The following is a 13,376-nucleotide window of genomic DNA, read 5'->3' on the forward strand; positions in this document are numbered from 1 at the left end:
TTTTCAATCAATGCGCGCAATGCCTGCCCGCGATGCGAGAGACGATTCTTTTCTTCTGCACTCAGTTCAGCCGCAGTCTTTTGCAAGGACGAAATCCAGAAATGCGGATCGTAGCCAAAACCGCCCTCACCGCGTGCTTCTTCGATCATTTCGCCTTCCCAGCGGCCATCTGCAATGACCGGCTGCGGATCGTCTGCATGACGCACGAACACAAGCACGCAATAGTAGTAGGCCGAGCGATCAGCATGCGGTGCCAGATCAGCCAGCATTTTTTCATTGTTGCGACGATCTGATTTGGGCTCGCCTGCATAGCGTGCAGAATAGACACCGGGTGCGCCGCCAAGCGCATTGATGCACACGCCAGAATCGTCAGCCAGCGCGGGCAATCCGGTCAGGCGCGACGCATGACGCGCCTTGGTGATGGCGTTTTCAATAAACGTGACAAACGGCTCTTCGGCTTCAGGCACATTGAATTCGCCTTGGGTGTGCACCTGATAATCGAGTGGTGCCAGCAAAGCGTTGAACTCCTTGAGTTTGCCGGCATTATTAGAAGCGAGAACGATGGATTGCGGCATGGCAGGCGGAAAGATTCGATAAGCATGCTTGATACGATCGCCACAGATAGCAACCGCATCAAGAAAACAGATAAATGAAACCGCTATTTTACGCGGCGAGACCCAATGCCTGTTTTTGCATGACGATCAAATCGCGAATGCCGTTTTGCGCCAAGTCGAGCAACTGGTTCATGGCTGCGCGATCAAAGGCAGCACCTTCTGCGGTTCCCTGTACCTCAATGAATTGTCCTGCATCAGTCATGACGATATTCATGTCGGTATCGCAATCGGAATCTTCGACGTAATCGAGGTCGAGCACAGGCTGACCGCGATACACACCCACAGAAATAGCCGCCACAAAATGCTTGAGAGGAACAGCATCGATAACGCCCTGCTCGACCAGTTTGGCAAATGCATCATAAGCCGCAACCATGGTGCCGGTAATCGATGCCGTACGCGTGCCGCCATCGGCCTGAATCACATCGCAATCCAGATGCAAGGTGCGTTCGCCGAATGCTTGCAGATCGAAAGCGGCACGCAACGAACGGCCGATCAGACGCTGGATTTCCTGCGTGCGACCAGACTGCTTGCCACGCGCTGCTTCGCGGTCCATGCGCGTATGCGTGGAGCGCGGCAGCATGCCGTATTCAGCTGTCAGCCAGCCCTGTCCTTTTCCTTTGAGAAAGCCGGGAACGCGATCTTCAATACTCGCCGTGCAAATGACCTTGGTATCACCGCATTCAATGAGCACCGAACCTTCGGCATGCTTGGTGTAATGGCGCGTAAGCTTGATGGCGCGCAGCGCATCGGCGGCGCGGCCGCTGGGACGTGTTTCGAACGACATGGGATCAATTCCTGGAAGTGATTTTGGAAGACTTTTCGATCGCGTTACGAATTTCTTCGATCGCTTTTTCGATTTCGGCGTCATTGTACGCGTCTGTCGGCTCGGCATCGACATGGCGCGGCGCCTGAATCGTTGTCGTCACGCTGCCGATCGGCAAGGTGTTGGTCGTGATTGTGCTGTTGTCCTGCAAGCCATCGCTGCTTTCCCACATCATGGCGAGCGCTGTGACGTTGTCGCCCGTCTTGCCTGCAATCGCCGTTGCCGTAGATAGCAACTCCGGTACCGCACGCACGATGGTATTGCTGTGCAAACGATGAGCAAGCTCATGATCGGGTAAAACCGACCACAATCCGTCCGAGCACAACAACATCAAGTCTCCCGCCTGCAAGCTAGCGCGGCGCGATATTTCAACAATCGGCATGTTCGGTGCGCCGAGACAATTGAACAGCTTGTTACGTTCGGGATGCGTGTCGCGCTCCGATGGGTCAACCTTGCCTTGCGCGATCAGGGTTTCGATGCGCGAGTGATCGCGCGTGCGTGCCAGAATCTGCCCTTGTCGCATCCAGTACAGGCGCGAATCACCGCAGTGCGCCCAGATCGCACTATTGTGCTGGATCAGGCAAGCGACAATCGTGGTGCGTGGCGTTTCCGGCAGACTGTGAATTGCGCGATAACGATGAATTTCGCGATGCGCAGCAAGGAAGCTGTCTTCGAGAAAACGTTCGGGCTTCTTGACGTACGTGTTGGCCGTTTCCTGAAACAGCGATGCAATGGTTTGCAGCGCAATCTGCGCTGCCATCTCGCCCATCAGGTGACCGCCCATGCCATCCGCCACGAGCAGCAACAAGGCATCGCGTGTAAAGCTGTAGCCCATGCGGTCTTGGTTGGTCTTGCGACCACCGATCTGGCTTTCCTGATAAACCGAGAAACGCATAGACTGAATCGAAAAATAAAGTGGATATCTAACGCTGCGATCAGCGCGTGTGTTCCTGAATCGTCGTGTCGCCACCATACGATCGCTTGCCGAAACCGCCCAGTATTTTCTTGAGCTTGCGGGCAAGCTGTTGCACACCAGCCGGCTGCACTTCTTCTTGCACAGGTTCACGCAATGCCTTTTGCAAGGCGAACACGCTTTGCGGCCGCTCCAACGGATCGACCATTAACGCCCAACGGATGACCTTGATCAGATCGGCCGAATACACACCTTCGAGCCGGCTGAAATGACTATCCATTTTGTCATTGAGTTTGCGCTGATCTGCCGGCTGCGGCGGTGCCCCAACCATGCACGCAAACATGGAGGCGCCGATGCTGTAGATGTCGGTCCACGGCCCAAGATTCGCATTCTTCACATAGAGCTCTGGCGCTGCAAAACCGGGGGTGTACATCGGGTAGAGCTTGGGCAGATCAGCGGTCAACGTCTGACGAGCAGCACCGAAATCCAGCAAGATGGGCGTACCGTCCACGCGCAAATAGATATTGGCTGGCTTGAGATCAAGATGCAGCAACTTGTTGGTGTGCACTTCGCGCAAGCCATTCATCACATGGCTGAACATTTTGCGGATGAAGCGCTCGGACACCAACGGCTTTTCGCCTTTCTCGCGCCGACGCAGAATATGATCTTGCAACGATCTGCCTGATTCGTAACCCATGACCATATAGACAGTCTCATTGGCACGAAAGAAATTCACCACGCTGACCACATTCGGATGCGAGATACGCGCCAAGGCACGACCTTCCTCGAAGAAGCATTTGAGGCCAATGCGAAACACCGGCAAGTTTTCGGGGGAGATTGCCGGCACCAATTCACCCGGCTGACGCAATGCCAGCGAACTCGGCAGATATTCCTTGATGGCAACCGCGTTACCGTCTTCGTCGTAGGCCAGATAGACGATACTGAACCCGCCAGACGCAATCTTCTTTACAATGCGATATCCAGCGATTTGCAATCCATCCGGCAAGGGTGCATTGTTCTGCGCAGCCATGAAGTTCGACGCTTTCGCTATTCCGGGTTGGCCGCAGTGCTTGACTGAAACGGCGACGTGGGTTTCTGCAGTATTGTCTTGCCTTGTCGTCAACGCTTGCAAGACGACGCGCGTTGAGGATTGTGTGGATAAATCGCCGCTTTGTAAAGAAGAACCAAGGACCGCATCTTGACCATCAGCAGCATGACTGGCTATGCCGTTACCACGCACGAAACTGGTAGCGGTACTTTGACCATCGAACTGAAAAGCGTCAACTCCCGCTTTCTCGACCTGCAATTCCGCATCAACGACGATCTGCGCGCACTCGAACCATTGTTGCGCGAAGCCATCATGGGCCGTATTTTGCGCGGCAAGGTGGAATGTCGCGTCAGCTTCGGTCGCAAAGCTGCCAATGTTGCGGCACCTGCACTGAATCACGCCCTGCTCGCTACACTCAGCGGATTGCAAACAGACATCACGAAAACGTTTGCCGATGCTCGTCCGCTTTCCGTCAATGAATTACTGCGCTGGCCCGGCGTGATCGAAGAAGCCGACATCAGCCAGGAAACTCTGCAAGCCGAAGCTGCAACAGCGATGCAAACCACACTAGCGGCTTTTGTGGAAAGTCGGTTACGCGAGGGGCAGTCCTTGCAGAGTATGTTGCTCTCACGCGTGACCGAGATGGAAGCAATCGTTGAACGACTCACACCATTAATCCCGCAAATCGTTGCGCAGTTTCAGCAAAAAGCCACGGAACGCATGCAGGAAGCGCTGGGGGTGACAATGCGTGCCGATAACGCCGCAGCAACCGTGAGCCGCGAAGAAGCACTGGATCGCATTCGCCAGGAAGTCACGCTGTACGGCATTCGCATCGATATCGCGGAAGAACTGTCGCGTCTGGCTGCACATCTGACGGAAACCCGCGCTATCCTGAAAAAAGGCGGCCAGGTCGGCAAACGTCTCGATTTCATGATGCAGGAACTCAATCGGGAAGCCAACACCGTTGGTTCCAAGGCTGCCGCCAAAGAACTCACAGATGCATCGATGGCGATGAAACTACTGATCGAACAAATGCGAGAACAAGTGCAGAATCTGGAATAAGTCTTTGCCGACGGATACACTTGCACTATTCCCCTACTTTGATTTTCGCGTATGCAGAAGTTTGAACACTCCCCTTCATCCGGCAGCCTGTTTCTGGTCGTCGCTCCATCAGGCGCTGGCAAATCGAGTCTGGTCAACGCGCTGCTGCAGCAGGAGCCCGCGATCAAGCTGTCGATTTCCTATACGACGCGCGCACCCCGCCCCGGTGAAGAGCACGGACGCGAATATTTCTTCACGAGTGCAGAGGATTTTCTCGCACGTCGCGATGCCGGCGAATTTCTGGAATGGGCCGAAGTGTTCGGCAATTACTACGGCACCTCACGCATCCAGATCGCTGACCAGATGGCAGCAGGTACCGATGTATTGCTCGAAATCGACTGGCAAGGCGCGCAACAGATTCGCAAGCAGTTTCCGCATGCGGTAGGCATCTTCATCTTGCCGCCTTCGATTGATGTACTGGAAGAACGATTGAAGAAACGCGGGCAGGATGAACCTCACGTCATCACACGACGTTTGCTCGCGGCAGGCGGTGAAATCGCCCACGCTTCAGAGTTCGAATATGTTATTATCAATCAAGAGTTTACAGTCGCATTGTCTGAGTTGAGCGCGATCGTAAAAGCCACGCGTTGCCGCTTCGCGCAACAGTCAACCCGCAACGCTTCCCTGTTTGCCCAATTGGGCATTCATCCCAATTTGAGCTGATCCAATATTAGGAGTTACACATGGCCCGCATTACCATCGAAGATTGCCTGAAACAGGTACCGAACCGCTTTCAATTGACGCTTGCAGCGACCTATCGCGCACGGCAATTGCTGCAAGGCCACACGCCGAAAGTCGACGCCAAGGACAAGCCAACCGTACTGGCTCTGCGCGAAATCGCTGCCGGTCAAGTCGGTCTTGAAATGCTGAAAAAGGTCCCGAGCTGATTGGGGTAAGTCCCTTTTCTCAATTCAGGCGGTAAGCGATCGGCATGAACCTGACCCACACAGATTCGACACTTCCCATCGCACCCAGTAGCCGGGCGGCGTCTGATCGTTCGCCCCATCAGTCTGCAAGTACACCGCCTGTACAGCCCGGCGTGGCATCCGTCACGCACCTGACCAATCGTCTCGGCGAATACATGACGCCGGCCGAGCTTAAAAAGGTCAAGGAAGCCTACCGTTTTTCCGACGAAGCGCATCTGGGACAGATGCGCATGTCTGGCGAACCGTATATTTCCCATCCGATCGCAGTCGCCGAAATTTGCGCCGACTGGAAGCTGGATGCGCAAGCCATCATGGCCGCCCTGCTTCACGATGTCATGGAAGATCAGGACGTACGCAAGGACGAACTGATCGAGCGCTTCGGCGCACCAGTGGCGAATATCGTCGATGGCCTCTCCAAACTGGAAAAACTGCAGTTCCAAAGCCAGGTCGAAGCGCAAGCCGAGAATTTCCGCAAGATGCTGCTGGCAATGGCGCGCGATGTGCGCGTCATCCTGATCAAGCTGGCCGACCGCCTGCACAACATGCGCACGCTCGGTTCGATGGCGCCGGAGAAAAAGCGCCGTATCGCGCGTGAAACGATGGAAGTGTATGTGCCGATTGCGCATCGCCTCGGTCTGAACAACATCTACCGCGAATTGCAGGAGTTGTCGTTCTCGCATCTGTATCCGATGCGCTATCGCGTGCTGGGCAAAGCCGTTCGCGCTGCGCGAGGCAATCGCCGTGAAGTGGTCAGCAAGATTCTTGAATCCGTCAGTTCCACGCTGGAAGCCACCGGTATTCCGGTGCAAGTGTACGGCCGTGAAAAGACGCTGTACGGCATCTATACCAAGATGGTCAACAAAAACCTGTCGTTTTCGCAGGTGTTGGACGTCTACGGTTTCCGCATCGTTGTGGATAGCTTTGCCAATTGCTATGTCGCCTTGGGGACGCTACACGCGCTGTTCAAGCCGATGCCAGGCAAATTCAAGGATTACATTGCCATTCCCAAACTCAATGGCTATCAATCCCTGCATACGACGCTGATTGGCCCGTATGGCACCCCCGTCGAATTCCAGATTCGTACCCAGGAAATGCATCGCGTTGCCGAATCGGGCGTTGCTGCGCACTGGTTGTACAAGGAAGACGACGAAAACAATCTTTCCGATTTGCAGCAGCGCACGCATGCATGGCTGCAATCGTTGCTGGATATCCAGAAGCAAACTGGCGACTCCGCCGAATTCCTCGAACACGTCAAGGTCGATCTTTTCCCGGATTCCGTGTACGTGTTCACGCCGAAGTCCAAGATCATCGCCCTGCCCCGTGGTGCCACGGCACTGGATTTCGCCTATACGATTCATACCGATGTCGGTGACCAAACCATCGCCGTCAAGATCAACCTCGAACAGGTTCCGCTGCGCACCGAACTGCGCAATGGCGATATCGTCGAGATCATCACGGCACCCACTTCGCGCCCCAATCCGAATTGGCTCAGTTTCGTACGCACCGGCAAGGCACGCTCCGCGATCCGCCATCACCTGCGCACCATCAATCTGACCGAATCGATCGAGCTAGGTCGTCGCTTGCTGTCGCAGGCACTGGTGACACTGAATCTGCCCGCCGAGATTCAACCGGCGCTTGCCGAACGCTTGCTCAACGAATCGAGTGCCAAATCGCTGGATGATCTGTATGCCGACATCGGCGTCGGCAAGCGTATGGCGGCACTGGTGGCACGCCATATCCTTTCACTGATCGAGCACGAAACCGTCGTCGTGCATCCTGATGTCGATCGTCATGGCGAACTCGTGCCCAAGAAGATCGACCCTGTCGTCATCTATGGCAGCGAAGGCGTTTCTGTTCAACTGGGCTCATGCTGCACGCCGATTCCAGGCGATGACATCATTGCGCAGATGAAGCGTGACCAGGGCTTGGTCGTGCATACGATGGATTGCGATGTCGCACGTCGTCAACGCAATAAGGAACCGGATCGCTGGATCGATGTGGTGTGGGGTGCTGATATCGAACGTCGATTCGACTGTCGTATCACCCTGCTTGCACGTAGTGAGAAAGGCATTCTGGCACGCGTGGCGGCAGAGATTGGCGAATCCGATGCCAATATCACCCATGTGGGCATGGACGAAGATAAGGATAATCTGATGACGCATTTGCACTTCACGGTTCAAGTCGAAGATCGCGTCCATCTTGCACGACTGATGCGCAATCTGCGCCGCATCAATGGCGTAACGCGTTTGCTGCGCGCCAAGGGCTGAGCTTCCCAAACTTAGCTGCTTAACTTGTCTCACCGGCTTCCCCCGGAGCCGGATAAGATACCTCCAGCACCACCAATTCTTCCAGCCCACCCGGTGTACGCAGCATGACGGCATCGCCTTCGCGCGCCTTGGTCAAGGCGCGGGCAACAGGTGAAATCCAGCTAATTTTTCCTTTCAGCGGATCGAATTCATCGATACCAAGAATTGTGACCGTATGCTGCTCGCCCGATTGCGTTTCATAGCAGACCGTGGCACCGAAAAATATCTGGTCGCTGCCGTAATGCACGGATGGATCAACGACCTCTGCCAAGTCCAGACGCTTGGTCAGGAAACGGATACGGCTGTCGATTTGGCGCAAGCGACGTTTGCCGTACAAATAATCGCCATTTTCTGAACGATCACCGTTCGATGCCGCCCACGACACTACCTGCACCACATCAGGCCTTTCCACATCGAGCAGATTTAAAAGTTCCTGCTTCATGCGGGCGTGACCTTGGGGCGTCATGTAGTTTTTGGAACCGGGAGGAATGGGTGGCGCGCCGAAACTTTCTTCGTCATCGCCATCTGCTGGATTGTTCGAGCCTTGATTCATGGCCGCTATTGTAGCGTGCTCATTGAAGCTCGATGCAGTTCACATCCCACGTGAAATACTGTTGCTCCACTCGAAGGCACGAATCTGCAAGCCATACAGATCTTCAATCGAAAGGTCGAGCCGTTTCATGGTTGGCATCAACATGGCACCGGTCTGTTCGATGCGCTCGATATATTCCGCCAGCTTGAGCAGGTCACCATAAAAGCCTTTGCGATACAAAAGCGCATCACGTACTTCATCGCTGACCGGCACTTGCAGCACGATCTGATCCATCGATTGTGCCAGCAAGGTATCCATCAACGACATCACGCCGACAGTAAAGGCAATATCGGCCATACAGCGCTGCAATGGAAACAACTTTTCCGCGATCAACTCCAGCAACTTGCCACGCGTGGTCGCCAATTGCAGCAATGGCGAGGAAAAGCTGCTGCCCTTACCGTGCTCCGCATAAAGAAGAATTTGCAACCAGCGCTTGAGCTGGCGTCGCCCCAGAATATTGAGTGCCTGCCCCAACGACTCGATACGCGTGGTGACACCCATACCTGGCGTGTTAGCGAGGCGTAAAAGATTCATGGCAAGTGATGCTTCCTTCTTGATCGTCTGCTCGATATCAAAAGTATCGGCATCGCTGTCGATCAGACTCATCAACCGCAAAATAGCGAGTTGCGAAGGAGCGAGCTTTTTGCCCGTGAGGACGACAGGCCGAGCGAAATAATATCCCTGGTAATAGTCAAACCCGATTTCCAGGCAATCCTTGAATTGCTCGATAGTTTCGACCTTCTCTGCCAGCAGCAATTTACCTTGCTCTTTGAAATAGGCCGTCAGATGCGCAATGTCGGACACTTTCATGCCGGTGATATCGATCTTGATGATTTTCACAAACGGCATCAGTGGCTTCAACGCCTCGTCCTGACACACAACATCGTCAAGTGCAAAATTGAAACCTTGCTCGGTAAGGGAAGCCACACGGCTTACCAGTTCCGGCGTGACTTTAACCGTCTCGAGAATTTCCAGCACGACCTTGTCGCACGGCAGAAAATTCACAAAGTCACAATTCAGAACGGCTGCATCGACGTTGAAGAACCCCAACGATCCACCGATGACATTCCCAATACCCAATTCGGCGGCATGCGCAATGACGGATGCCGTGGCGGAAAGATCGTCCACGACATCAGCGGGACCGCTCAATGCACGACGAAACAGCAATTCGTAAGCAATGACATCTTCACGGGTATTTAAAATGGGTTGCCGAGCCAAGAAGAACTCTTTGACACGCGGGTAGTCATCCGGCAGTTGCTGAGCGAGATCGGTGATCATTAACTGAAAATCTCTCTATACAGTGGCAAAACAGGGCGATCAGCCAATCCTATATGCATATAGCGGCAACCCTGACCTTACCGGATCAGCGTGCTCCTCCTTTACGGCTGTGCATGGCATCTTTATTGAAGCCTTATAAATCCCATGTATTGGGTATGTGCACAGGCGTACATTCATTATTCTGCCGTCATTCCCTAAAGGCAAGTATGAACTTTTGTTAACTCAACGCCAGTTGTTGAAATGCAACCACTTATTCTGCCTTGCGGCGCGGTTTTGCAAGCGCCTCTGATGAGCCGGATTCCAATGTAAAGCCCGCGCCACTATCCGTGCCAAGCACGGAAACGAGGTAAGGCATCACCTCACGCAGTAGAGGCTCAAGCGTCCACGGTGGGTTGTGGATGAACATGCCGCTGCTATGCAAGCCAAAGCCATCGGGTGCTGGTGTGGAAACAGTCAAGGTCACATTGAGCCAGCCGTTGGAAGGAATTTTCTTGAGTCGGTCGGGCATCTGGCGCGACTCCATGCGATTGAGCAGCGGATACCAGACCGCGTAGACGCCCGTGGCAAAGCGGGTTAAACCATCTTTCACCGTATCGACGACGCTGCGGTAATCGCTCTTGTCTTCATACGGCGGATCAATCAGCACGATGCCGCGTCGCGATGGCGGTGGCAATAATGCTTTCAAGCCTTGGAAGCCGTTGGCGCGATCAATCATGACGCGCTTGCCGCGCGCAGGTGTACGCTGGCCCTGCTCGGCCGCATGCGCTTCCAGTTTGCGGAAATTATCTGCCAGCAGCTTGCTGTCCGCAGGATGCAGTTCGAACAAGCGCAGGCGATCCTGTTCACGCAGGATGTGTTCGGCACAGTATGGCGAACCGGGGTAGTAACGCATCTTGCCGCTTGGATTGAGCGACTTGATCAAGTTCACATAATCAGCCACGGCAAGCGGCAGATCGGTGCGATCCCATAGCCTTGCAATACCGGTTTCGTATTCGGCATTCTTGCTGGCGTAATTGCCATCTAACGCATACACGCCCGCACCGGAATGGGTGTCGATGTACATATAGGGCGTGTCCTTCTGGTTCAGGTAGGACAGTAACTGGATCTGGACGAGATGCTTGAGCACGTCGGCGTGATTGCCTGCATGGAAGGCATGGCGGTAACTCAGCATAAGAAGGACTTTCGGGAAAAGAAAAGGGACATCCTGCCGGAAGCAGAAAAAGGAATGTCGTCATTCTATCAAGACCACCTGCCCCCACTCCTGCGGATTTTCATTTGCAACAAGAAAAAACGCCCGCAGCTAGCTGCAGGCGTTTGGTGAGGATGATGGTGAACCGGATCAGTTCGTCGTCACGACTTCTTCGCGCAAGCTGCGCGCTGCCGTCACCATGTTTTCCAGTGCAGCGATGGTTTCCGGCCAGCCACGGGTTTTCAGGCCGCAATCCGGGTTGACCCACAGACGTGCATCAGGAATCACGCCGCGTGCCTTGCGCAGCAGGCGCTGCATTTCCTCGACCTTCGGCACGCGTGGCGAGTGGATGTCGTATACGCCGGGGCCGATATCGTTTGGATATTCGAATTCGCCGAAACCATCAAGCAATTCCATGTCCGAACGCGACGTCTCGATCGTGATCACGTCTGCATCCATCGCCGCGATCCACGGCAGAATGTCGTTGAATTCCGAATAGCACATATGCGTGTGAATCTGCGTATCGTCCTGCACGCCGGAAGCGCTCAAGCGGAATGCCTTGACCGCCCAGTCCAGATAATGCGGCCAGTCAGCCGCCTTGAGCGGCAAGCCTTCGCGGAAAGCCGGCTCGTCGATCTGGATCATGCCGATGCCGGCTTTTTCCAAATCCACCACTTCATCACGCAACGCCAAGGCGATTTGCAAGGCAGTCTGGTCGCGCGGCTGATCGTCACGCACGAACGACCATTGCAGCATCGTCACAGGGCCGGTCAGCATGCCCTTCATCGGTTTGGCGGTCAGACTTTGCGCAAATTCACTCCAACCCACCGTCATCGCTTCTGGACGATAGACATCGCCGTAGATGAACGGTGGCTTCACGCAACGCGAACCATAACTTTGCACCCAGCCGTTCGCCGTAAACGCGTAGCCCCACAGCTGTTCACCGAAATACTCGACCATGTCGTTACGCTCCGGCTCGCCGTGCACGAAGACGTCGATGCCGATCTCTTCCTGCTTTTGCACCACATGACGAATCTCATCGCGCATGCGATTCAGGTAATCCAGATGGCCGAGTTCGCCGCGCTTGTACTGCGCGCGGGCCTGACGAATTTCAGCCGTTTGCGGGAAGGAACCGATATTCGTGGTCGGGAAAGCCGGCAGATTGAAACGCGCCTGCTGTTTGACGATCCGCTCTGCAAACACCGATTGACGCGATGCCGAAATCTGGGCCAGTTCACTCATGCGTTTTTGCACCAGCGGATTGTGGATGCGTGTCGAGGTCTTGCGGCTGGCGGCGGCCAATGCCGCTATCTTGAATTTTTGCGCAATAGCGTCTTGCGCAGCACCTCCGTTCAGTGCCTTCGTCAGCGTCGCGATCTCATCGATCTTTTGCGTCGCAAATGCCAGCCATGTCTTGATTTCAGCATCAAGCTTGGGCTCGTTCGCCAGATCAACCGGCACATGCAATAGCGAGCAACTGGCGCTGACCCACAGGCAGTCACCAAGTTTTTCCTGCAGAGGCTGCAGCGTTGCCAGCGTGGCATCCAGATCGGCGCGCCAGATGTTACGACCATCGATCACACCTGCCGACAGTACGCGGTCCTGCGGCCAGTCCTTGATGAAAGCGGCCAACTGATCGGCACCGCGTACCAGATCCAGATGTACACCCGCGATCGGCAAGCTACTGAGCAAATTGACGTGTTCCTGCACGCGATCGAAATAGGTTGCCAGCAACAGCTTCGGCGCATCACCTTGTAAGGCCTCGTAGGTTGGCTGGAAGGCATTGCGCCACGCCTGATCCAGCTCCAGCGCGAGAATCGGCTCATCAATCTGCACCCACTCCACACCCGCAGCCTTCAAGCGTTGCAAGACGTGCTGATAACCGGCCAAGACTTTCGGCAACAGATCAAACTTGCTTTCCACGCCGGATTTGATTTTGCCCAGGTACAGCAAGCTCAAGGGGCCAACCAGCACGACCTTGGTCTTGTGACCGGCCGCAACGGCTTCGGCATTTTCTTCAAACAGCCAATCCACACCGCCATCGAAACGCACGTCAGCCGTAAATTCTGGGACCAGATAGTGGTAGTTGGTATCGAACCACTTGGTCATTTCCATTGCGAAGTGATCGGCATTGCCGCGCGCCAGCGTGAAGTAATCGGCCAGCGTCAGTTTTTTCGGATCGAAGCCGAAACGCGTTGGCACCGCACCCAGCAAAGCCAGCGTATTCAACACTTGGTCATACCAGGCGAAATCGCCCACGGTGACGACATCCAGACCGGCGTCGGCCTGAGTCGCCCAATGACGGGCGCGCAAGGTTTTGCCCGTTTTCTGCAACGCAGCCAGGTCATTTTCGCCGCGCCAGAATGCCTCGACAGCGAACTTCAGCTCGCGCTGCGCGCCAATGCGCGGAAAACCAAGAATGTGTGCCTTTGCCATGCCAACTCCAGTAACGATCAATCAAATTTCGGAAGCTGGCATCTTGACGGCACTTGCAATATGATTCAAACGATATATTTTAAGAATAATCTTGAATTTTACTAATACAAAATCTCATGCACTCCAACCTTGAGCTGCTTCACCTCAAAA

At 54.7% G+C, this 13,376-nt stretch carries 13 protein-coding genes; 5 read left to right on the forward strand and 8 right to left on the reverse strand.

All coding sequences use genetic code 11. From position 1 onward, the window contains the following. The 4 genes from rdgB to QZ725_RS07405 form a co-directional block, all read right to left on the reverse strand. A partial coding sequence (gene rdgB, locus QZ725_RS07390) for an RdgB/HAM1 family non-canonical purine NTP pyrophosphatase (protein WP_293777993.1) occupies positions 1 to 575 on the reverse strand: 575 nt, incomplete at its 3' end. Positions 576 to 663: 88 nt separating this feature from the next. Beyond that, positions 664 to 1,398, reverse strand: a complete 735-nt coding sequence (gene rph, locus QZ725_RS07395; RefSeq protein ID WP_293777996.1) for a ribonuclease PH — start codon at positions 1,396 to 1,398, stop codon at positions 664 to 666. Positions 1,399 to 1,402: 4 nt separating this feature from the next. Next, the gene (locus tag QZ725_RS07400) at positions 1,403 to 2,332 is read right to left on the reverse strand and encodes a PP2C family serine/threonine-protein phosphatase (RefSeq protein WP_293777998.1); all 930 of its coding nucleotides are present in this window, start codon (positions 2,330 to 2,332) and stop codon (positions 1,403 to 1,405) included. Between the two features lie 40 nt (positions 2,333 to 2,372). Beyond that, positions 2,373 to 3,380 carry a serine/threonine-protein kinase gene (locus tag QZ725_RS07405; RefSeq protein ID WP_293778000.1) on the reverse strand — a complete coding sequence of 336 codons (1,008 nt, stop codon included), beginning with the start codon at positions 3,378 to 3,380 and terminating at the stop codon, positions 2,373 to 2,375. Positions 3,381 to 3,563: 183 nt separating this feature from the next. Here QZ725_RS07405 and QZ725_RS07410 point away from each other — a divergent pair, with 183 nt between their 5' ends. From QZ725_RS07410 to QZ725_RS07425, 4 genes are read left to right on the forward strand one after another with little or no spacing between them, the layout of a single operon-like run. Then, the gene (locus QZ725_RS07410; RefSeq protein ID WP_293778021.1) at positions 3,564 to 4,460 is read left to right on the forward strand and encodes a YicC/YloC family endoribonuclease; all 897 of its coding nucleotides are present in this window, start codon (positions 3,564 to 3,566) and stop codon (positions 4,458 to 4,460) included. Between the two features lie 51 nt (positions 4,461 to 4,511). Further along, positions 4,512 to 5,162, forward strand: a complete 651-nt coding sequence (gene gmk / locus QZ725_RS07415; RefSeq protein WP_293778003.1) for a guanylate kinase — start codon at positions 4,512 to 4,514, stop codon at positions 5,160 to 5,162. A gap of 20 nt (positions 5,163 to 5,182) precedes the next feature. Continuing rightward, complete coding sequence (gene rpoZ, locus QZ725_RS07420) at positions 5,183 to 5,386, forward strand: DNA-directed RNA polymerase subunit omega (RefSeq protein WP_293778006.1); 204 nt, start codon at positions 5,183 to 5,185, stop codon at positions 5,384 to 5,386. A gap of 44 nt (positions 5,387 to 5,430) precedes the next feature. Further along, positions 5,431 to 7,692 (forward strand): bifunctional (p)ppGpp synthetase/guanosine-3',5'-bis(diphosphate) 3'-pyrophosphohydrolase, encoded by a 2,262-nt coding sequence (locus QZ725_RS07425; protein ID WP_293778009.1) that lies wholly within the window; start codon positions 5,431 to 5,433, stop codon positions 7,690 to 7,692. A 19-nt stretch (positions 7,693 to 7,711) separates the two neighbouring features. Here QZ725_RS07425 and greB read toward each other — a convergent pair whose 3' ends face one another. The 3 genes from greB to rlmJ form a co-directional block, all read right to left on the reverse strand. Then, a complete protein-coding gene (gene greB, locus QZ725_RS07430) occupies positions 7,712 to 8,284 on the reverse strand; it encodes a transcription elongation factor GreB (RefSeq protein ID WP_293778012.1) in 573 nt (190 codons plus the stop codon). Between the two features lie 39 nt (positions 8,285 to 8,323). Further along, positions 8,324 to 9,601 (reverse strand): EAL domain-containing protein, encoded by a 1,278-nt coding sequence (locus QZ725_RS07435; protein WP_293778014.1) that lies wholly within the window; start codon positions 9,599 to 9,601, stop codon positions 8,324 to 8,326. A gap of 250 nt (positions 9,602 to 9,851) precedes the next feature. Next, positions 9,852 to 10,772: a 23S rRNA (adenine(2030)-N(6))-methyltransferase RlmJ gene (gene rlmJ / locus QZ725_RS07440; protein WP_293778017.1), complete on the reverse strand. Its 921-nt coding sequence runs from the start codon at positions 10,770 to 10,772 to the stop codon at positions 9,852 to 9,854. On the opposite strand from rlmJ, the gene QZ725_RS07445 reads away from it, so the two are divergent. After that, complete coding sequence (locus QZ725_RS07445) at positions 10,716 to 10,922, forward strand: hypothetical protein (RefSeq protein ID WP_293778022.1); 207 nt, start codon at positions 10,716 to 10,718, stop codon at positions 10,920 to 10,922. The two genes, rlmJ and QZ725_RS07445, sit on opposite strands and share 57 nt — an antisense overlap. Positions 10,923 to 10,940: 18 nt before the next feature. Here the strand turns inward: QZ725_RS07445 and metE are convergent, their stop codons facing one another. Next, positions 10,941 to 13,226, reverse strand: coding sequence for a 5-methyltetrahydropteroyltriglutamate--homocysteine S-methyltransferase (gene metE / locus QZ725_RS07450; protein WP_293778020.1), 2,286 nt, complete (start codon positions 13,224 to 13,226; stop codon positions 10,941 to 10,943). Positions 13,227 to 13,376: the final 150 nt, after the last annotated feature.

This window comes from uncultured Oxalicibacterium sp. (assembly GCF_913776015.1).
Classification (GTDB): Bacteria; Pseudomonadota; Gammaproteobacteria; order Burkholderiales; family Burkholderiaceae_D; genus Oxalicibacterium.

Excerpts from the sequence above, each read along its gene's own strand:
- rpoZ (WP_293778006.1), top strand. The coding sequence starts at position 5,183 with ATGGCCCGCATTACCATCGAAGATTGCCTGAAACAGGTACCGAACCGC.
- QZ725_RS07410 (WP_293778021.1), top strand. The coding sequence starts at position 3,564 with ATGACTGGCTATGCCGTTACCACGCACGAAACTGGTAGCGGTACTTTG.
- QZ725_RS07435 (WP_293778014.1), bottom strand. The coding sequence starts at position 9,601 with ATGATCACCGATCTCGCTCAGCAACTGCCGGATGACTACCCGCGTGTC.
- rlmJ (WP_293778017.1), bottom strand. The coding sequence starts at position 10,772 with ATGCTGAGTTACCGCCATGCCTTCCATGCAGGCAATCACGCCGACGTG.
- QZ725_RS07425 (WP_293778009.1), top strand. The coding sequence starts at position 5,431 with ATGAACCTGACCCACACAGATTCGACACTTCCCATCGCACCCAGTAGC.
- metE (WP_293778020.1), bottom strand. The coding sequence starts at position 13,226 with ATGGCAAAGGCACACATTCTTGGTTTTCCGCGCATTGGCGCGCAGCGC.
- rph (WP_293777996.1), bottom strand. The coding sequence starts at position 1,398 with ATGTCGTTCGAAACACGTCCCAGCGGCCGCGCCGCCGATGCGCTGCGC.
- QZ725_RS07400 (WP_293777998.1), bottom strand. The coding sequence starts at position 2,332 with ATGCGTTTCTCGGTTTATCAGGAAAGCCAGATCGGTGGTCGCAAGACC.
- greB (WP_293778012.1), bottom strand. The coding sequence starts at position 8,284 with ATGAATCAAGGCTCGAACAATCCAGCAGATGGCGATGACGAAGAAAGT.
- QZ725_RS07445 (WP_293778022.1), top strand. The coding sequence starts at position 10,716 with ATGCTTGAGCACGTCGGCGTGATTGCCTGCATGGAAGGCATGGCGGTA.
- gmk (WP_293778003.1), top strand. The coding sequence starts at position 4,512 with ATGCAGAAGTTTGAACACTCCCCTTCATCCGGCAGCCTGTTTCTGGTC.
- QZ725_RS07405 (WP_293778000.1), bottom strand. The coding sequence starts at position 3,380 with ATGGCTGCGCAGAACAATGCACCCTTGCCGGATGGATTGCAAATCGCT.